At 66.8% G+C, this 20,569-nt stretch carries 15 protein-coding genes; 8 read left to right on the top strand and 7 right to left on the bottom strand.

Going from position 1 to position 20,569, the window contains the following annotated elements; genetic code table 11:
* The first annotated feature begins 6 nt into the window (after positions 1–6).
* On the top strand, positions 7–612 hold the full coding sequence (locus AC5P74_RS05225) for a DUF2884 family protein (RefSeq protein WP_206621095.1): 606 nt from the start codon (positions 7–9) through the stop codon (positions 610–612).
* 106 nt (positions 613–718) lie between these two features.
* A complete protein-coding gene (locus AC5P74_RS05220) occupies positions 719–1,144 on the top strand; it encodes a hypothetical protein (RefSeq protein ID WP_053499474.1) in 426 nt (141 codons plus the stop codon).
* A gap of 108 nt (positions 1,145–1,252) precedes the next feature.
* On the opposite strand, the gene AC5P74_RS05215 is transcribed toward AC5P74_RS05220, so the two are convergent.
* Entirely contained in the window at positions 1,253–2,680 is a 1,428-nt protein-coding gene (locus tag AC5P74_RS05215; protein ID WP_005417504.1) for a class II fumarate hydratase, read from the bottom strand.
* Positions 2,681–2,972: 292 nt separating this feature from the next.
* Here AC5P74_RS05215 and purB point away from each other — a divergent pair, with 292 nt between their 5' ends.
* From purB to lpdA, 6 genes are all read left to right on the top strand, one after another.
* A complete protein-coding gene (purB, locus tag AC5P74_RS05210; RefSeq protein WP_171957303.1) occupies positions 2,973–4,340 on the top strand; it encodes an adenylosuccinate lyase in 1,368 nt (455 codons plus the stop codon).
* Positions 4,341–5,079: 739 nt separating this feature from the next.
* Positions 5,080–6,492: a ribosomal protein uL16 3-hydroxylase gene (locus AC5P74_RS05205; protein WP_346607536.1), complete on the top strand. Its 1,413-nt coding sequence runs from the start codon at positions 5,080–5,082 to the stop codon at positions 6,490–6,492.
* Between the two features lie 9 nt (positions 6,493–6,501).
* Entirely contained in the window at positions 6,502–7,398 is an 897-nt protein-coding gene (locus AC5P74_RS05200) for a GNAT family N-acetyltransferase (protein WP_346607537.1), read from the top strand.
* A 186-nt stretch (positions 7,399–7,584) separates the two neighbouring features.
* Positions 7,585–10,416 (top strand): 2-oxoglutarate dehydrogenase E1 component, encoded by a 2,832-nt coding sequence (locus AC5P74_RS05195; protein ID WP_206619995.1) that lies wholly within the window; start codon positions 7,585–7,587, stop codon positions 10,414–10,416.
* A 40-nt stretch (positions 10,417–10,456) separates the two neighbouring features.
* On the top strand, positions 10,457–11,656 hold the full coding sequence (gene sucB, locus AC5P74_RS05190; RefSeq protein WP_053499860.1) for a dihydrolipoyllysine-residue succinyltransferase: 1,200 nt from the start codon (positions 10,457–10,459) through the stop codon (positions 11,654–11,656).
* Between the two features lie 63 nt (positions 11,657–11,719).
* Positions 11,720–13,156 (top strand): dihydrolipoyl dehydrogenase, encoded by a 1,437-nt coding sequence (gene lpdA, locus AC5P74_RS05185; RefSeq protein WP_495204838.1) that lies wholly within the window; start codon positions 11,720–11,722, stop codon positions 13,154–13,156.
* Positions 13,157–13,270: 114 nt separating this feature from the next.
* On the opposite strand, the gene AC5P74_RS05180 is transcribed toward lpdA, so the two are convergent.
* The 6 genes from AC5P74_RS05180 to AC5P74_RS05155 all read right to left on the bottom strand — a co-directional run bounded on the left by AC5P74_RS05180 (position 13,271) and on the right by AC5P74_RS05155 (position 20,516).
* Positions 13,271–13,528, bottom strand: a complete 258-nt coding sequence (locus AC5P74_RS05180; protein WP_080375107.1) for a hypothetical protein — start codon at positions 13,526–13,528, stop codon at positions 13,271–13,273.
* Positions 13,525–13,737 (bottom strand): hypothetical protein, encoded by a 213-nt coding sequence (locus AC5P74_RS05175; protein ID WP_005417525.1) that lies wholly within the window; start codon positions 13,735–13,737, stop codon positions 13,525–13,527. The genes AC5P74_RS05180 and AC5P74_RS05175 overlap by 4 nt, the downstream gene beginning before the upstream one ends.
* Before the next feature lie 247 nt (positions 13,738–13,984).
* The gene (locus AC5P74_RS05170; protein WP_005417526.1) at positions 13,985–15,415 is read right to left on the bottom strand and encodes a replicative DNA helicase; all 1,431 of its coding nucleotides are present in this window, start codon (positions 15,413–15,415) and stop codon (positions 13,985–13,987) included.
* A gap of 247 nt (positions 15,416–15,662) precedes the next feature.
* Positions 15,663–16,223: an NADPH-dependent FMN reductase gene (locus AC5P74_RS05165; protein WP_049410520.1), complete on the bottom strand. Its 561-nt coding sequence runs from the start codon at positions 16,221–16,223 to the stop codon at positions 15,663–15,665.
* Between the two features lie 66 nt (positions 16,224–16,289).
* Positions 16,290–18,233, bottom strand: coding sequence for an asparagine synthase (glutamine-hydrolyzing) (gene asnB, locus AC5P74_RS05160; protein WP_346607538.1), 1,944 nt, complete (start codon positions 18,231–18,233; stop codon positions 16,290–16,292).
* A 3-nt stretch (positions 18,234–18,236) separates the two neighbouring features.
* A complete protein-coding gene (locus AC5P74_RS05155) occupies positions 18,237–20,516 on the bottom strand; it encodes a transketolase C-terminal domain-containing protein (RefSeq protein ID WP_346607539.1) in 2,280 nt (759 codons plus the stop codon).
* Between the last annotated feature and the right edge of the window lie 53 nt (positions 20,517–20,569).

The following is a 20,569-nucleotide window of genomic DNA, read 5'->3' as shown; positions in this document are numbered from 1 at the left end:
ACTGCCATGAATCTGCTGCGCGTGCTGCCTGCCACCCTGCTGTGCCTGCCGCTGATCGCCTGCGGCGGCACTTCTTCCGCACCCGACAAGACCATCGGCAAGAGCGTCGCCGAGGCCACCAGCGGCGTCGGCCAGACCATCAAGGAGGCCATGGACGATGCCCGCAAGGAAATCACCGAGGGCAACATCAGGATTTCTTCCTCCAACCAGCCACAGGCCGAGATCACCCCCGACGGCCGTCTGCTGATCGACGGCAAAGATGTACCGGCCGACGCCAACCAGCGCCGCCAGCTGCTGGCATACCGCAGCCAGGTGGTGGCCGTGGCGAATGAAGGCATGGAGATCGGCCTGGCCGGCGCCAAACTCGGCACCGATGCTGCCAGCGAAGCGCTGAAGGGCATCTTCAGTGGCGACAGCGATGGCATCGAGAAGCGGATCAACGCCAAGGCGGCGAAGATCGAGGCCCAGGCAAAGCGCATCTGCGAGCGCCTGCCGGCGATGCTGGCCAGCCAGCAGGCCCTGGCCGCATCGCTGCCGGCGTTCAAGCCCTACGCAACGATGGACCAGAGTGACGTCGACGACTGCGGCAAGGACACCGTGGTCCAGCGCTAGGCCTGTGACAGATCAGCGCACCCGGCCGGCAGCGGCGTCCCGCTGCCGGCCGTCGTGCGCCGGCCGGCTTACAATGGCGGGCCCGGACGCCCCCGAACCGAATGCCATGAAGAAGTTGTTCCTGCTGCTGGCCGCCCTGCTCTGCCTGGGCCTGGTCGGCTGTGACAAGGATTACCGCAACCACCGCGCCGAGCGCGGCAAGCCCAAGATTTCCGTCAGCGAAGGCATGGTGACCGTGCGTCGCCCGCCGGCACCGAACATCATCATCCTCGGCGATGGCACGATGAAGGTGGACGAGATCCAGATCCCGCTGGACCAGGGGCAGAAGCAGATGCTGCAGACGATGTTCGGCAAGCTGCAGGTGCTGCGCCAGAACACCCTGGTCGCCGCTCCGGCCGATCCCAACATGCAACCGGTGAAGATCCAGCCGCCGGAGGGCATGGAAGTGATTCCGGCGGACCTGATCCAGCGCATACCCGAGTTCAAGGATTACACCGACACGTTCGGCAACATCGTCGCCGACCGTCGCTGAAGCAGAAACGCCGCCCCAGGGCGGCGTTTCCTTTTGTAGAGCCGAGCCCATGCTCGGCTGCTGCCCGGAACCTGAGCCGAGCATGGGCTCGGCTCTACAACCAGCAGATCAACCGCCGGCGCCACCACCGCCAGCCTGGATGCCACCTGCGGTCAGTGCGGTCGGATCCAGCAGGCGCCGCAATTCGGCCTCCTCCAGCCCGCTGTCTTCCAGTGCCACGTCCAGCACCGGGCGTTGTTCCTTGTAGGCACGCTTGGCGATGGCCGCGGCCTTCTCGTAGCCGATGATCGGATTCAATGCCGTGACCAGGATCGGATTGCGCGCCAGCGCTTCGGCCACACGGTCCTCGCGCACTTTCAACCCGGCGATCGCGCTGTCGGCCAGCAGCCGCGACACATTGGCCAGCAGGCCGATGCCATCGAGCAGGTTCACCGCGATCAGCGGCAGGGTGACGTTGAGCTGGAAGTTTCCGGTCTGCCCGGCCACGGTGATTGCCGTGTGGTGGCCGATCACCTGCGCGCAGGCCATCACGGTCGCTTCCGGAATCACCGGGTTGACCTTGCCCGGCATGATCGAGCTGCCCGGCTGCAGCGCCGGCAGTTCGATCTCGCCCAGCCCGGCCAGCGGACCGGCATTCATCCAGCGAAGATCATTGGCGATCTTGATCAGCGCCACGGCCAGTGCATTGAGCTGGCCCGACAGTTCCACGGCATCATCCTGCGCGGCCAGGCCCTCGAACTTGTTCTCGGCGCTGTCGAACTTGAAACCGGTCTGTTGCTTCAGTGCCTTGGCCACCTGCGCGCCGAAGCGCGGGTCGGCATTGATGCCGGTGCCGATGGCGGTGCCACCCAGCGGCAGGCGGCGCACGCGCCTGAGGCTGTCTTCGATCCGCTCCTGCGCCGAGGCCAGCTGTGCCGACCATGCGCCGAACTCCTGCTCGAAGGTCAGTGGCATCGCGTCCATCAGGTGGGTACGGCCGGTCTTGACCACCTTGCGCAGGCTGCGGCCCTTCTTGTCCAGGGTCTTGCGCAGGTGCACCAGCGCCGGCAGCAGCTGCTCATGCGTCGCCAACACCGCCGACACGCGCAGCGCGGTCGGAATCACGTCGTTGGAGCTCTGCCCCTGGTTAACGTGGTCATTGGGGTGCACGGCGGTCTTGCCCGCCTTGCCGGCACGGTTGGCCAGTGTGGCGATGACCTCATTGGCATTCATGTTCGACGACGTGCCCGAACCGGTCTGGTAGACATCGATCGGGAACTGCGCATCCCAGTTGCCGGCGGCCACTTCGGCGGCAGCGGTCTGGATGGCCTTGGCCACGTTCTTCGGCAGATGGCCCAGCTCCGCGTTGACGCCCGCAGCGGCGCCCTTGACCAGGCCCAGGGCACGGATGAAACCGCGCGGCATGCGCTGGCCCGACACCGGGAAGTTCTGCACGGCACGCTGGGTCTGCGCGCCCCACAGGGCGTCGGCAGGCACCTGCAGCTCGCCCATGCTGTCGTGTTCGATTCTGAAACCCTTGCTTGCAGCTTTGCTCATTGCATCAACTCCGCACTACTTCAGTTGGGGAAAGGGAAGCGGCGGCTGGCAGGGTGTCGCTTCCCGGGCTGGCGGCTGCGCCAACGATACTCCCTTGCCCGCAGCGTGGGATGACGAGCGCGGGCCAGATCGTTTCATCCGCAGGGCCGTGTTGTAGAGCCGAGCCTGCGCTCGGCTGGCCCGTGGGCGCAGGATTACCCGGAGCAGCCGAGCGTAGGCTCGGCTCTACAGGGCACGCCTGCCCGGCACGTCGTAGAATATGGCCCCCGCCGCTCGCCCCAGCCCTGCCGACATGTCCGATTCCGCCCTGCTCGCCCTGTCCCCGCTCGATGGCCGCTATGCCGGCAAGGTCGACGCCCTGCGCCCGATCTTCTCCGAGTACGGCCTGATCAAGGCCCGCATCACGGTCGAGGTGGAATGGCTGCTGGCGCTGGCCGCCGAGCCGGGCATCGTCGAACTGGCCCCGTTCTCCGACGCCGCCGTCGCCCGCCTGCGCGCCCTGGCCGCCAGCTTCAGCCCGGCCCAGGCTGCACGCGTGAAGGAGATCGAGCGCACCACCAACCATGACGTCAAGGCGGTGGAGTACTTCATCAAGGAACAGCTGAAGGATGACGCAGAGCTGGCCCCGGCGCTGGAATTCGTGCATTTCGCCTGCACCAGCGAGGACATCAACAATCTCAGCTACGGCCTGATGCTGGAACAGGCCCGCCGTGAAGTGCTGCTGCCGACCCTGGACGGCATCGCCAGCACCCTGCGCACCCTGGCCCACGCCCAGGCCGGCCAGCCGATGCTGTCGCGCACCCATGGCCAGACCGCCTCGCCGACCACGCTGGGCAAGGAGCTGGCCAACGTGGTCGCCCGCCTGGAGCGCCAGCGCCGGCAGATCGCCGCGGTCGAACTGACCGGCAAGATCAACGGTGCGGTCGGCAACTACAACGCGCACGTGGCCAGCTACCCGGACGTGGATTGGCCGGCCTTCGCCGAGCGCTTCGTGACCGGCCTGGGCCTGGTGTTCAACCCGTACACCACGCAGATCGAGCCGCACGACAACGTCGCCGAGATCGGTGATGCCGCGCGCCGCGCCAACATCATCCTGATCGACCTGGCCCGCGACATCTGGGGCTACATCTCGCTGGGCTACTTCAAGCAGCGCCTGAAGGAAGGCGAAGTCGGCTCGTCGACGATGCCGCACAAGGTCAATCCGATCGACTTCGAGAATGCGGAAGGCAATTTCGGCATCGCCAACGCCCTGTTCGAGCACTTCAGCGCGAAGCTGCCGATCAGCCGCTGGCAGCGTGACCTGACCGATTCCACCGTGCTACGTGCGCTGGGCACCGCGTTCGGCCACAGCCAGGTGGCACTGGATTCGCTGGCCAAGGGCCTGGGCAAGCTGGAAGTGAACCCGCAGCGCCTGGATGCGGATCTGGATGCGGCCTGGGAAGTGCTGGCCGAGGCCGTGCAGACGGTGATGCGCCGCCATGGCCTGCCGAACCCGTACGAGCAGCTGAAGGCGCTGACCCGCGGCCAGGGCATCACGGCCGAGTCGATGCGTGCGTTCGTGCAGGGGCTGGAGCTGCCGGCGGATGCGAAGCAGCGTCTGCTCGAGATGACCCCGGGCAGCTACACCGGCCTGGCCGAGGCGCTGGCGAAGAAGATCTAAGGGGTTTGCTTGCGGCGGCGGCCGCGGGCGCTGCCTGCGGCAGGCAACAGCAACAGCAACAGCGATCCAGGCTCTGGATTGCTGCGAGCTGGGCGGGGCGGGAGGGGCCAGCGGGACACGCCGTGAACCCTTCCATGGGGGCTCGATGGCGCCATCCATGGCGCCAACGGTCCCGCTGGCCCCTCCCGCCCCACCTCTGACAGATTCCCGGGGACGGATCGAAGAGCGTTGGGTTGTCGGGACGGAATTTGAGAGAGGGACGCGGCTTCGCCGCGTCCCTCTTTGTTTGAGCGTCTTTTGTAGAGCCGAGCCCGTGCTCGGCTGATTTTCGCGTGGGCAAAAGCAAGCCGAGCGTGGGCTCGGCTCTACAAGGGCATGAGCAAGCGGAGCGCGCGACCCGCTTTTGCCTTTGATTTTCTTCTTTCATTCCGTGGCGGGCCGCGCAGGAAACTGTCAGGGGCCGGGCGGGTGGGCTGCGCGGGGGTGTCCGCCGCATGGATGCGGCGGCCAAGCTTACAGGGACGTACTTGCAGCGTCCCCCGCGCAGCCCACCCGCCCGGCCAAACCCGGCTTTTGCTTTCAGCGACCCACCCAGCCCCCGCCACGAGGGGCTCCGCCGTTGGCCGGACACCCCGCGACAAACCACCGCACGTGCGCAATCCCCACGAACGGCGGACAATGGAGACCTTGGCGGCCCGCCACGCCGCCCCTCCCGCTTTCCGCTGCAAGGATTCCCCCCATGGCCGCCCGCAAGTCCTCCGCTCCGCTCATTGAAGTCACCGCCCGCCCAGGCCAGCCGCTGGGCATGGCGCCGGCCACCTTCCTGCGCGACTTCTGGCAGAAACGCCCGCTGCTGATCCGCAACGCCTTCCCCAACTTCCAGACCCCGGTGCAGCCGGAAGACCTGGCCGGGCTGGCCTGCGAGGAAGGCGTGCTGGCGCGCCTCATCGAGCACGACAAGACCCGGGACGGCTGGCGCGTGCGCACCGGCCCGTTCCAGGAAGACGTGTTCCCCGCCCTGCCCAACCACGACTGGACCCTGCTGGTGCAGGACGTGGACAAGTGGGACCCGGACGTGCGCGCCCTGATCGAGCACTTCAGCTTCCTGCCGCGTTGGCGCATGGATGACGTGATGATCAGCTTCGCCGCCACCGGCGGCTCGGTCGGCGCCCATGTCGACCAGTACGACGTGTTCCTGCTGCAGGCCCACGGCCACCGCCGCTGGCAGATCGACGCCAGCGAATCGATCAAGGGCAAGCAGCCACCGCTGGGCTTCCGCCCGGACGTGGAACTGAAGCTGCTGAAGGTGTTCAAGCCGACCCACGACTGGGTGCTGGCGCCGGGCGACATGTTGTACCTGCCGCCGAACGTGCCGCACCACGGCGTCGCCGAGGATCCCTGCCTGACGTTCTCCTTCGGCATGCGCGCGCCGTCCTCGGCCGAGCTGATCAGCGACTACCTCGACACCCTGATCGCCGATGCCGACGAGAACATCCGTTACCAGGATGCCGACCTCAAGGTGCCGGCCGACCCGAACGAAATCGACACGGTGGCGATGGCGCGGGTGATCACCGCGCTCAACGCCATCCGCATGAACGACCCGGACAAGCTGGGTGACTGGTTCGGTCGCTTCATCACCACCTACCGCGCCGCCGGCGAAGTGATGGCCCACCAGGCCGCACCGGCACCGGAGGAAGTGGTCCAGGCGCTGGCCTCCGGCCTGCTGCTGCAGCGCCACCCGTGGGCACGCCTGGCCTGGCGCCGGGCCAAGCGCGGCGCCAGCCTGTACGTCAGCGGCCAGGACTTCGCGCTGCCGGTGAAGGACGCCCAGCGCCTGGCCGGTGCCGAGCAGCTCGACGCCGCCGCCTATCGCGGCCTGTCCGACAAGGGCCGTGCCGTGCTCCAGCAGCTGCTGGTCGGTGGCGTGTTCCAGCTGATCGATCCGAACGAGGTGTACGACGCTGAAGAGGAGGACGACGGCGAAGACGCCGTGGTCCTCGGCGAAGTGGTCGAAGGCCGTGACCGCGTCGACGCGATCGACGCCGACGCGGTGTCCGACGATGTCCACTCCGTGACCGTGCACGACGACGGTATCGAGGTCATCGTCAACTTCGAGGACGACGACGAAGACGACAGCACTGGCCGGGCCTGAGCCCTCACCATGATCCGGGTCCAGCAGGTCAGCCACGCCGACGCCCACGTTGCCATCCACGACGTGCGCCAACGCGTGTTCGTGCAGGAACAGGGCATCGCCGCGGAACTGGAACGCGATGCGCTGGACCCGGTCAGCGTCCATGTGCTGGCACTGGACAGTGACAACCAGCCGGTCGGCACCGGCCGGCTGGCCCCGGACGGCCGCATCGGCCGTATGGCCGTGCTGGTCAGCCATCGCAGCCACGGGGTCGGTGAGGCCCTGCTGGAGGCACTGGTCGAGGCCGGGCGCAGGCTCGGCCTGGCCGAGCTGCACCTGCACGCCCAGCTGCCCGCCCGCGATTTCTATGCCCGCCAGGGCTTCCTGCCGGAAGGCGAGGCGTTCGAGGAGGCCGGCATCGGCCACCAGCAGATGCGCCGCCGGCTGGGCACGACCAGCGCGATCGACCGCCGCGCCGAGGCGGTGGCCATCACCACGGCCATCGTCCACCGCGCCCGCCGCCAGCTGTGGCTGCACAGCCGCCAGCTGGACCCGGGACTGCTCGACGCGGCGCCGGTGCAGGCCGCCCTGCGCCGCTTCGTCACCGCCCGCCACGACAAGCAGCTGCGGGTGATCGTGCACGATGCCGCTGCGATCGCCTCTGCCGGGGCACCGCTGCTGGCGCTGGCCCAGCGCTTGCCAAGCGTGATCCGGTTCCGCGAGGTCAGCGACCCGGTCGACCGCGCGCTGGCCTCTTCCTGCCTGCTCAACGATGCGGGCGACTTCTACTTTCGTCTGATCGGCCATCGCCTCGACGGCGAGGCCGGTATCGCGCTGCCGGCACGTTCGCAGCCGTTCGGGCAGCAATTGCAGCGCGTCTGGGACCGTTCGCGCGATTGCAGCGAACTGCGCGCGCTCGGCATCTGAGCCGGCGCCGCTGACCCAACCTGTCTGGAACCGGCACCGGCGGACGTGGGATGCCCGCAGTGGTGCCCCTTCGTGTCCCGTTGGGGGTACAATTTGGCTGTTTGAACGCGCCCGCGCAGGGCTATTCATCTTCCTGCCGGGTCCTTCTGAAGCCATACCCCACAAAGCGAATCAACACCCTCCATCGTGGACAATCAACTGAAGCAGTTTGCGCAATCTTCGCAACTCGCCGGCGGCAACGCCTCCTATGTCGAGGACCTGTACGAGCAGTACCTGGTCTCCCCGGATAGTGTCGATCCCAAATGGAAAACCTACTTCGACGGCTTCAAGGGCCGCGAAGCAGGTGACATTCCGCACTCGGCCGTCATCTCCCACATCGCGGACGCGGCCAAGGATGCGCTGAAAGCTGGCACCGGCACCGGTGCGGGCGACGAGCGCGAGCGCAATGTCGGTCGTCTGATCACCGCCTACCGCTCGCGCGGCCACCTGGACGCCCGCCTCGATCCGCTGGGCCTGGCCGCGCCGGTGAACACCCCGGACCTGGGCCTGCCGTTCCACAGCCTGTCCGATGCCGATCTCAACAGCGAGTTCAGCACCGGCGGCGTCGGCGGCCAGCCGCGCATGAAGCTGCGCGACCTGCTCGCACGCCTGAAGGCGACCTACACCGGCTCGATCGGTGCGGAGTTCATGCACATCTCCGAGGTCGAGCAACGCCAGTGGATCTACAGGAAGCTGGAAGCGGCCGGTGGCAACTACCAGCTGGACGCTGACACCCAGCGCCGCACCCTGGAGCGCCTGACCGCGGCCGAAGGCCTGGAGCGCTACTTGCACACCAAGTACGTCGGCCAGAAGCGCTTCTCGCTGGAAGGCGGCGACTCGCTGATCCCGATGATGGACACCATCATCCGCAGCGCCGGCAAGGATGGCGTCAAGGACGTGGTGATCGGCATGGCCCACCGCGGCCGCCTGAACGTGCTGGTCAACACCCTGGGCAAGAACCCGCGCAAGCTGTTCGACGAATTCGAAGGCAAGTTCGAGCACGACGAGCACGCGTCGGCCGGCGACGTGAAGTACCACATGGGCTTCTCCGCCGACGTGGCCACCGACGGTGGCCCGGTGCACCTGGCGCTGGCGTTCAACCCGTCGCACCTGGAAATCGCCGACCCGGTCGTGGCCGGTTCCGTGCGTTCGCGCCAGGAGCGCCGCAAGGACACCGCACGCAAGCAGGTCATGCCGATCCTGATCCACGGCGACGCGGCCTTCTCCGGCCAGGGCGTGGTCATGGAGCTGTTCCAGATGTCGCAGGCCCGCGGCTTCGCCGTCGGCGGCACCGTGCACATCGTCGTCAACAACCAGGTCGGCTTCACCACTTCCAACCCGCTGGATACGCGCTCCACGCGCTATGCCACCGACGTGGCGAAGATGATCGCCGCCCCGGTGCTGCACGTGAACGGCGATGATCCGGAAGCCGTCGTGTTCGCCGCGCAGCTGGCCTTCGAGTTCCGCCAGAAGTTCGCCAAGGACGTGGTCATCGACCTGATGTGCTACCGCCGTTGGGGCCACAACGAGGCCGACGAGCCGGCGATCACCCAGCCGCTGATGTACCAGGTGATCCGCAAGCACCCGACCACCCGCGAGATGTATGCCGAGCAGTTGGAAAAGGCGGGCGTGATCGCTGCCGGTGCCGGCAAGGCCATGGTCGATGCCTACCGCGAGAAGCTGGACGCCGGTGAAGTGACCACCGAGCTGGCCAAGGTCGAGAAGACTCCGCCGACCAGCCCGCTGTTCGTCGATTGGCCGAAGCTGCTGGAAGGCAAGCTGTCCGACCCGGTCTCGACCAAGGTCGAGAAGAACAAGCTGGTCGAGCTGGCCAAGCTGATCAACACCATCCCGGACGAAGTGCAGCTGCACTCGCGCGTGGCCAAGGTCTACGACGACCGCCGCAAGATGGCCGCCGGCGAGATCGCGGGCGACTGGGGCTTTGCCGAGAACCTGGCCTACGCCACCCTGCTCGACGAAGGCCACGCGCTGCGCCTGGTAGGCCAGGACGTCGGCCGCGGTACGTTCACGCACCGCCATGCGATCCTGCACGACCAGAAGACCGACAACTACTACATGCCGCTGCGGCAGCTGGTGGATTCGCCGGAGAAGGCCACCGTCATCGACTCGCTGCTGAGCGAAGAAGCGGTGATGGCCTACGAGTACGGTTTCTCCACCACCGATCCGAACACGCTGTGCATCTGGGAAGGCCAGTTCGGCGACTTCGCCAACGGTGCCCAGGTGGTGATCGACCAGTTCATCGCCGCCGGTGAAGCCAAGTGGGGCCGCATTTCCGGCCTGACCCTGCTGCTGCCGCATGGCTATGAAGGACAAGGCCCGGAACACAGCTCGGCGCGCCTGGAGCGCTTCCTGCAGCTGTGCGCCCTGGAGAACATGCTGGTTGTCGTGCCGTCGACCCCGGCGCAGGCCTTCCACATGCTGCGTCGCCAGCTGCACATGACCACCCGCAAGCCGCTGGTGGTGATGTCGCCGAAGTCGCTGCTGCGCCACAAGCTGGCCGTGTCGACCCTGGACGAACTGGCCAATGGCGAGTTCCAGCACCTGATCGGCGACGCCAATGCCGATGCCAAGAAGGTCAAGCGCGTGGTGCTGTGCTCGGGCAAGGTCTACTACGACCTGCTGGAAGACCAGACCAAGCGTGGCCAGGACGACGTGGCGATCATCCGCGTGGAGCAGCTGTATCCGTTCCCGCGTGCGCTGCTGGCTGCCGAGCTGAAGAAGTACGGCAAGGCCACCGACGTGGTGTGGACGCAGGAAGAACCGCAGAACCAGGGCGCGTGGTACCAGATCCGCCACCACCTGCAGTTCTGCCTGGCCGATGGCCAGAACCTGCACTACGCCGGTCGCGCACGTTCGGCGTCGCCGGCTGCCGGTCACATGGCTGACCACGTCCGCGAACAGCAGCAGCTGATTGCCGACGCACTGGTCAACCCGTTCAACGACACGTTCGCTGAATAATCCTCCCCCTATTTAGAAGACAAACCAGGAAGCTCCCGCAATGGCCACCGAAGTCAAAGCCCCGGTACTGCCCGAATCCGTCGCCGACGGCACCATCGCCACCTGGCACAAGAAGGTGGGCGACGCCGTCAAGCGCGACGAAAACCTGCTTGACCTGGAAACCGACAAGGTCGTGCTGGAAGTGCCGTCGCCGGTTGACGGCGTGCTGAAGGAAATCAAGTTCAAGGAAGGCGATACCGTGACCTCCAGCCAGGTCGTGGCGATCATCGAAGAAGGCGCCGTGGCTGCGGCTCCGGCCCCGGCCGCTGAAGAGAAGAAGGCTGAAGCCGCACCGGCCGCCGCTGCTCCGGCCGCTGCCGCCGCTCCGGCTCCGGCTGCCAAGTCGGCCGCCGACACCCTGCCGCCGGGCGCCCGCTTCACCGCCATCACCGAAGGCGTGAACCCGGCCGACGTCGACGGCACCGGCCGTCGTGGTGCAGTGACCAAGGAAGACATCGTCAACTTCGCCCGCAACGGCGGCGCCGGCAAGGCCGGTGGTGCACGTCCGGAAGAGCGCGTGCCGATGACCCGCATCCGCAAGCGCATCGCCGAGCGCCTGATGGAGTCGAAGAACTCCACCGCCATGCTGACCACCTTCAACGAAGTCGACCTGTCCAAGGTGTCGGCGGCGCGCAAGGAGCTGCAGGACGAGTTCGTCAAGGCCCACGGCATCAAGCTGGGCTTCATGAGCTTCTTCGTGAAGGCCGCTGCCAACGCGCTGCAGCGCTTCCCGCTGGTCAACGCCTCGATCGACGGCGACGACATCATCTACCACGGCTACTCGGACATCTCGATCGCCGTGTCGACCGAGAAGGGCCTGGTCACGCCGGTCCTGCGCAACGTCGAGCGCATGTCGTTCGCCGACATCGAGAAGACCATCGCCGACTACGCCAAGAAGGCACGTGACGGCAAGCTGGGCCTGGAAGAACTGCAGGGCGGCACCTTCACCGTGACCAACGGCGGCACCTTCGGTTCGCTGCTGTCGACCCCGATCATCAACCCGCCGCAGAGCGCCATCCTGGGCATGCACGCCATCAAGGAGCGTCCGATCGCCCAGAACGGCCAGGTCGTGATCGCGCCGATGATGTACCTGGCGCTGTCCTACGACCACCGCATCATCGACGGCAAGGACTCGGTGCAGTTCCTGGTGGACATCAAGAACCAGCTGGAAAACCCGGGCCGCATGCTGTTCGGCCTGTAAGAAACCTCCCGCCCCTCCGCGCCTGCGCGGAGGGGTTCTGGTAATGCATCAAGGAATAATTCAATGGCTGAACAATTCGACGTCGTCGTCATCGGTGCCGGCCCGGCCGGTTACCACGCTGCCATCCGCGCGGCCCAGCTGGGCCTGAAGACCGCCTGCATCGACGCAGCGCTGGGCAAGGACGGCAAGCCGGCCCTCGGCGGCACCTGCCTGCGCGTGGGCTGCATCCCGTCCAAGGCGCTGCTCGATTCCTCGCGCCAGTTCTGGAACATGGGCCACATCTTTGGCGACCACGGCATCAGCTTCAAGGATGCCAAGATTGACGTCGAGGCGATGATTGGCCGCAAGGACAAGATCGTCAAGCAGTTCACCGGCGGCATCGGCATGCTGTTCAAGGCCAACAAGGTCGCCGCCTACTACGGCTTCGGCCAGCTGCAGCCGGGCAACGTGGTCAAGGTGAAGCAGCACGACGGTTCGGAAATCGAGCTGAAGGGCACCAACGTCATCATCGCGGCCGGTTCGGATTCGATCGAACTGCCGTTCGCCCAGTTCGACGGCGAGACCATCGTCGACAACGTCGGCGGCCTGGACTTCACCGAAGTGCCGAACCGGCTGGCGGTGATCGGTGCCGGCGTGATCGGCCTGGAACTGGGCAGCGTGTGGAAGCGCCTGGGCGCTGAAGTCACCATCCTTGAGGCCATGCCGGAGTTCCTGGCGGCTGCCGACGCCGAAGTGGCCAAGGCCGCTGCCAAGGAATTCAAGAAACAGGGCCTGGACATCAAGCTCAATGCCAAGGTTTCCAAGACCGAGATCACCGGCAAGGGCAAGAAGAAGGAAGTCATCGTCACCTACACTGACGCGGAAGGCGAAAAGACCCTGACCGTGGACAAGCTGCTGGTGGCCGTCGGCCGTCGCGCCGCCACCAAGGGCCTGCTGGCCGAAGGCACCGGCGTCAAGGTCAACGAGCGCGGCCAGATCGAAGTCGACGCGCACTGCCACACCGGCGTCAACGGCGTGTGGGCGGTCGGCGACTGCGTGCGCGGCCCGATGCTGGCGCACAAGGGCTTCGAGGAAGGCATCGCGGTGGCTGAGCTGATCGCCGGCCTGCCGGGCCACGTCAACTTCGACACCATCCCGTGGGTCATCTACACCGAGCCGGAACTGGCCTGGGTCGGCAAGACCGAAGCCCAGCTGAAGGCCGAGGGCATTCCGTACAAGGCCGGCAGCTTCCCGTTCGCCGCCAACGGCCGTGCCGTAGCGATGATCGAGCCGGCGGGGTTCGTGAAGATCCTGGCCCATGCCGAAACCGATCGCATCCTCGGCATGCACCTGGTTGGCGCCAACGTCTCCGAACTGGTGCACGAAGGCGTGCTGACCATGGAGTTCAGCGGCTCGGCCGATGACCTGGCCCGCATCTGCCACGCCCACCCGTCGCTGTCGGAAGTGATCCACGACGCCGCGATGGCGGTCAGCAAGCGCGCCATCCACAAAGCGAACTGATCGTCCACCTAGTAGTGCCGGCCGCTGGCCGGCTTCACCCGGATTCAAGAAGCCCCGCCTCGGCGGGGTTTTTTGTTGCTCATTTTCCTGTAGCGCCGAGCATTGGGCTCGGCGCTACACCTTTCCAGCGGGCTTCTTCGGTGGATCGTCACAGATCCGATGCTGCACCACCGTCTCGCCGACCTTCCATTCCTTCGTGACCCGGCAGCGCTCCCTGTCCCCGGGCCGCGTCGAAGCCTTCGCCCCAGCAGCATTCGCTTCGTCGGCACCGGCTGCCTGCTGGCGCTCCAGCCACACCGAAGGCGGTGCTGGAGGAGCGGCCTGTAGCGGGCCCGCCAACAGGGCCAGACCGACCAGCACCAGCGCCCTCATGCGGGCACCGCCCGGCCACCGAGCATGCGCGCCGGCAGCATGAACAGCGCGCGCAGGAAGGCGAACAGCGCCGAGAAGGTGATGCCGACCAGTCGGAACGGCAGGCTCAGCAGCCACACGAACGGCCAGGCGATCAGGGCGAGGATCGCCAGCGGCCAGCACAGTACGAACAGCAGGCACCACACACCGAGCGCGAACAGGGTCTTCATCACGGTCTCCTTGGGACGGCACCCTGCCGCCTGCGGACACCTTGGCGCCCTACCCTGGCGCCGGCAAACAGTTTGCGACGAAACCGGGCTGGCGGCGATGAAACCCGTCCAGCGCAGTGCAACGCCACGCCCATGCCCGGCTGCGCTTCGTGGCGACCGCATGGAACCCGCGCTGACAGCAGCTCCTGCCGGTGCCTTGGCTCTGCAGCGCCCGATGGTGGTTGCCGGCCAGCGGCCGGCATGACCGCTATTCGAACGAACCGACCGAGTCGTGGGCCAGGTTGTCGAAGCGGGTGTACTCACCGAAGAACTTCAGTTTGCACGAGCCGGTCGGGCCACCACGGTGCTTGCCGATGATGATTTCGGCCAGGCCCTTGTCCGGCGAGTTTTCCTTGTTGTAGTAGTCGTCGCGGTAGATGAACACGATCATGTCCGCGTCCTGCTCGATTGCGCCCGATTCGCGAAGGTCGGCCATCACCGGGCGCTTGTCGGTACGCGTTTCCAGCGAGCGGTTGAGCTGCGACAGCGCGATCACTGGCACGTTCAGTTCCTTGGCCAGGCCCTTCAGCGAACGCGAGATTTCCGAGATTTCGGTCGCGCGGTTCTCGCTGTTGCCCGGCACGCTCATCAGCTGCAGGTAATCGATCACCACCAGGCCCAGGTCATGCTCGCGCTTGAGGCGGCGGCACTTGGAACGCAGCACTTCCGGCGACACGCCCGGCGTGTCGTCGATGAAGATCTTGGTTTCCTTCAGCATCTTGATCGCGCTGGTGACGCGGCTCCAGTCCTCGTCTTCCAGCTGGCCGGTACGCAGGCGCTGCGCGTTGATGCGTCCATTGGAGGAAATCAGGCGCATCGCCAGCTGCGACGCCGACATTTCCATCGAGAACACGGCCACGCCCTTCTTCGACTTGATCGCCGCGTACTCGGCGATGTTCAGCGCGAAGGTGGTCTTGCCCATTGCCGGGCGCGCCGCGAGGATGATCAGGTCGGTCGGCTGCAGGCCAGCGGTCATCGCGTCGAAATCGTTGTAACCGGTCGGCAGGCCGGTGATGTTGCCGCCGTTCTCGAAGCGGTTGCGCAGCTCCTCGAAGGCATCCTTCAGTGCACCGGGCATGGCCACGAAATCGGTACGGCCACGCGCACCCTGTTCGGCGATTGCAAACACGCTCTTTTCCGCCGAGGCCAGCAGCTCGCTGCTGTCACGCCCCTCTGGCTGGAAACCGTCGTTGACGATGTCGGTGCCGACCTGGATCAGCTGCCGCAGCACCGCCTTGTCGCGCACGATCTCGGCGTAGGCCACGATGTTGGCAGCTGACGGCGTGGTACTGGCCAGTTCGATCAGGTAGGCGCCGTCACCCACCAGTTCCATCTTGCCCTGCGATTCAAACCACTCGCCCAGCGTCACCGCGTCGAACGGCCGTTCGCGCTCGGACAGCTCGCGGATCGCACGATAGATCATCTGGTGATCGCGACGATAGAAGTCGCTTTCGGTCAGCTGGTCGTTGACACGGTCATACGCCTCGGGCGCCAGCATCAGGCCACCCAGCACCGCCTGCTCGGCTTCCACCGAATGGGGCGGTACCCGCAACTGGTCGATGCGCGACTCGTCGCGATCGCGATCGAAGCCATCACCGCGCTCTCTGCGGTTGGAACGGAAGCCGGGACGAGCGGACATGCTGCGGTGTTTCCTGCAAAAGTGGGCCAGACGAGTGTAGGCATGTGCCGACCCCGGCAGCCATGGACAAGCCTGTGGATAAGCCGTGGGAAAACGGGGGATATCCGCCGGTACCTGGCCAGACTGGCGTGAAAGCGTCGCACTGCCTGCGACGGGCGCCGTTGCGGCGCCCGAGCGGGACATTATCGCAGATCAACGCCCCGGGGTCGGATCCTCTGCGACGCAGGGGACTCTGACCCCGCCGGCGTCAATCGCCCTTGACGTGCACTGCGATCAACGCCAGGAACCGGTCCACGTAGCCCTGCAGGAACTTCTGCGTGCCTTCGTTGTGGATCGTGCCATCGGCATCGATCAGGCCGTCCTTGAAGTGGATGAATGCCTCGGGCTGGCCCAGCACATGCATGTCCAGGAAGGCCAGGCTGTTGCGCAGGTGCTGCTGGGCCACGGCGGTACCGATCTGGCCGATGGAGGCGCCGATCACCGCCGCCGGCTTGCCGGCAAACGCACTGTCACCGTACGGGCGCGATCCGATATCGATGGCGTTCTTGAGCACGCCGGGCACCGACCGGTTGTACTCGGGTGTCACGAACAGCACCGCGTCGGCGGCGCGCACCTGATCCTTCAGCCGGGTGCCCTGCGGCGGATAATCAGCGTCGAAATCCTGGTCGTACAACGGCAGATCGCCGATCTGCACGTACTGGAAGCGCGCGCGATCACCGGCGAGCTTCTCCAGCGCATGGGCCAGCTTGCGGTTGCAGGAATCCTTGCGCAGGCTGCCAACGAACACGGCGATGGTGGGGACGGACATCGGGACATACTCCTCACGGTGCGGGAGGCCCAGCCTAGTCGCCAGGCCCGTGCCATCCGGTGAAGATCAGCCGCCGGTCACGCCGGTCCGCGCCTGCCGCCAATGCGCCTGCCAGGCCTGGAACATCAGCACGTTCCACAAGTGGGTATGCCACTTGCGCTGCCCCCCCAGGAACTGCTGCCACAGCGGCTGCACCGCCGCCGCCGACAGCACGCCCTCACGCTCCAGCCGCGCCGGCTGCAGCAGGTCCTCTGCCCAGGGTCGCAGGTCGCCCTTCAACCAGTCACTGACCGGTGCGCCAAAACCGCGCTTGGGACGGTGCACCATTGAATGCGGCACGTAACGGCCCAGCACGCGCTTGAGCAGCACCTTGCTGGTCGTCTCACTGCGCTTGAAGCCCAGCGGCAGTGACCAGGCGAACTCGGCCACGCGCCAGTCCAGCAATGGCGCGCGCGCCTCCAGGCCGACCGCCATCGAGGTCCGGTCGACCTTGCACAACAGGTCATCGGGCAGGTAGGTCACGAAATCGGCCAGCATCATCGCGTCGGCCGGTGTCCCCGCGCCGTGCAGCGGATCGGCCAGGTCGTAGAAGCTGCCGGCCGCCTGCGCACCAGGTACCGCTGCGGCAGGGTCGCGCCAGCGCGAGATGCGGTTGCGGTAGACGTCGCCGATGCCACGTGCGCCTGTCTCGGCCAGCAGCGCCGCCAGGCCACCGGTCCGCGAGGCCTCGCCCTGCTGCTGCGAGCGTGCGCCCATCCAGCGCCGCAGCGGCCCCGGCACGCGTCCGAGCATCTGCCAGTTGCGCAGCGCGCGTACATAGCGGGTGTAGCCGAAGAACAGCTCATCGCCACCGTCGCCGGACAGCGCGACGGTCACGCCCTGCCGTGCCAGCCGTGCCACCAGCGCGGTCGGCACCTGCGACGCATCGGCAAAAGGTTCATCGAACATCGCCGGCAACTGAGGCACCACCGCCAGCGCGTCGGCGCCACTGACGTACAACTCGGTGTGATCACAGCCGAGATGAGCCGCCAGCTCCCTGGCCAGCGGAGCTTCGTCATGTCCCGAGTCGGTGAAGCCGATGCTGAAACTATGCACCGGCTGCCCGCTCTGCGCCTGCATCAGCGCTGCCACCAGCGATGAGTCCGTGCCGCCGGACAGGAACACGCCGACCGGCACGTCGGCCACCATGCGCAGCGCCACCGCATCGCGCAGCAGCGTATCCAGCTGTTCCTCGGCCTCCTCGATGCGGCCCTGGAACGGGGCGGCCAACGCCGCCTGCATGCGTGCACGCGCATCCCAGTACGGGCGCTGCGCCTGCTCCGGGCGGTGTGCCGCGGCGCCTGCGGCCACAGCCGCTGCATCCAGCCGCAGCACCCGGCCCGGCATCAGCTTGTAGCAGCGCTGGTGGATACTGTACGGCGCCGGGATGTAATCCAGCCGCAGCAGCAAGGTGAGCGCATCGCGGTCGATGTCGTTGTCGAACGCCGGGTGTTGCCAGAGCGCCTTCAGTTCCGAACCGAACACCAGCGCGTCGCCGGCCCAGCCGTAGTACAGCGGCTTCTTGCCGACGCGGTCGCGGGCCAGCCACAGGCAACGATCCTGACGGTCCCACAGCGCGATGGCGAACATGCCGTTGCAGCGCTGCAGGGTGTCTTCGACGCCCCACTGCAGGATCGCCGCCAGCAGTACTTCGGTGTCGGAATGGCCACGGAAGGTGTGCCCCAGCGGCTCCAGCTGTTCACGCAGGGCCGCGAAATTGTAGACCTCGCCGTTGTAGGCCATCACGTAGCGGCCGTCCGCCGAGGCCATCGGCTGGTGGCCCAGCGGGGACAGGTCGAGGATGCTCAGGCGTCGATGCGCCAGCGCGATGCCCGCCTCGGCATCGACCCAGCTGCCGCCATCATCCGGCCCGCGATGGTGCAGCGCCTGGCCCATGGCCAGCGCCTGCGCCTGCAGCGCCTCGGCCGACGCCAGCGGCGCCGGCAACAACATTCCCGCCAATCCACACATGCATCAGGGTTCCTGCGCCAGGTCGAGGGCGGCGCCAATCACCGCATTGTCGCTTGGAAGCCCGAACATTGCTGCCCCTGCCAGTGGCGTGTAGGTGTCGGCGCCACAGACGCGGCGCAGCGGCAGGTGACCAAAGCCGGCCTCGACCAGTGCCGTGACCACGCCCTCACCCACTCCGCCGCTGTGGCGGCCTTCGTCCAGCACCAGCACCCGCCGCGCGCTCGCGGCCTGGGCCGCGATGAAGCCGGCATCCAACGGTACCAGCCAGCGCAGGTCGACCACCCGCACCTGCCAGCCCAGCTGCTGCTCGATCGCCCGCGCCGCGCGCAACGCCATCGGCACGCCATTGCCATAGGTGTAGATCACCAGGTCTCCGGCCTCCGGTGCATACACCCGGCCCTCGCCCGGCACCAGCGCCTGGCCCTGTGCCGGGTAGTCGAACAGCCACTGGCCATCCCCTGCTTCGTGCAGGTCCTTGCTCATGTACAGCGCGATCGGCTCCAGGAACACCGCCACGCGCCCATCCACCCGCGCCAATGCGGCCAGCGTGCGCAGCATCATCACCGCATCGTCACCGCGCGAGGGGCAGCCGACCACCAGCCCGGGGATGTCGCGCAACGCGGTGATCGAGTTGTCGTTGTGGAAGTGCCCGCCGAAACCCTTCTGATAGCCCAGCCCGGCCACCCGCACCAGCATCGGGTTGCGGTACTGGTCGTTGGAGAAGAACTGCAGCGAACAGGCTTCACCACGCAGCTGGTCGATGGCGTTGTGCAGGTAGGCCAGGTACTGGATCTCCGGAATCGGCAGCATGCCCAGGTTGGCCAGGCCCTGCGCCATGCCCAGGATCATGGTTTCATCCAGCAGCGTGTTGAACACCCGGCGTGGACCGAAGCGGCGCAGCAGATCCTTGGTGACGGTGTAGACACCGCCCTTCTGAGCCACGTCCTCGCCGAACAGCAGGCTCTGCGGATACTTCGCAAGCAGTTCCAGCAGGCCGTGGTTGATCTGGATCGCGAGATGCCGTGGCGCCTGTCGTTCCGGCAAGGCCTCGGTACCGCCATAGAGTGCCTCGCGCGCTTCGTCGGCGACCTCGCGCCGGGCTTCGGCCTGCACCGCTGCGGGCGTATAGGGTGCCAATGGCGCCATGACCTCCTGCAGCGACTGCAGCTTCGCACGGCCTTCGGCATCGGCAGCGGCGGCCATGCAGCGCGCGCGCATCGTCTCGTAGGCCACTTCGATGGCGGCTGCATCCATCCAGCCCGATTCCAGCGCGATCTGCGCCGAGCGCAACAGCGGATCCTGTGCCTCGGCCGCGCACAATTCCGGCAATGCACGCCATTCCACCTCGAAGTCGGTGCCGGCGTGGCCCATCAGGCGCGTGGTGCGCAGATGCAGGAAGGTCGGTCGCCGCGTCCGCCGGCAGTGGTCCACTGCGGCCTGCACCTGGGCGTGCCCAGTGGCCAGGTCGAGGCCATCGGCAAAGAAATAGTCCAGCCCTGGCTGGTGGCTGAAGCGCTCGGCAATCCAGCCGTCCGGCGTCTTCACCGAGATGCCCAGCCCGTTGTCCTCGCAGACGAACAGGATTGGCGCCGGCAGTTTCTGGTAGGCCGCCCACATCGCGGTGTTGAATGCGGCCTGCGCAGTGGCATGGTTGGCCGAGGCGTCGCCGAACGAGCACAGCACGATGCTGTCGGCCGGAATGGGAAGCGCATGGCCCAGCCGCTTGCCACTCTCGATGGCCAACGCGGTGCCCAGCGCTTTCGGCAGGTGCGAGGCGATGGTCGAGGTCTGCGGCAATACCCACAATGGCTTGCTGCCCCACACCTTGTGCCGGCCGCCACTGGCCGGGTCATCGGCGCTGGCCGCGAATGAAAGCGCCGCATCGCGCAACGGGTCGATGCCCGGCACCTGGCGCGAGCGCTCGACCATGAAGGCGCCGGAGCGATAGTGCAGGAATGCGGGGTCGGTATGCCGGCAGGCCCGCGCCAGCAGCGCGTTGCCTTCATGGCCGGACGACCCGATGGTATAGAAAACCTTGTTCTGCACGCGCAATACGCGCGCCATCAGGTCCAGCTGGCGGCTGGCCAGCTGGGAATCGAACAGCTCACCGAAGGCCGCAGCGTTGAGCGAGCTGCCCGGCAGGATCGGCGCGTCCGGTGCAGGACGTGCGCGCGGTGTGCCTCGCCAGCCACGCACCGCGTCGAGGAAATTGGCGTCGCACACTTCGGCGCGGTTGAGCACGCGCATGCGCGCAGGAATCGGATCTGGAACCACAGCAAACATCGAACACCCTCCGTGTCGTTGTTGCATTCCACCCGGCAACGCCGGGCGCTACC

This window comes from Stenotrophomonas sp. YJH_SMC_94-11, assembly GCF_059370435.1.
Note: the sequence above shows the minus strand (reverse complement) of the source record. Positions and strands in the feature narration are given on the sequence as shown.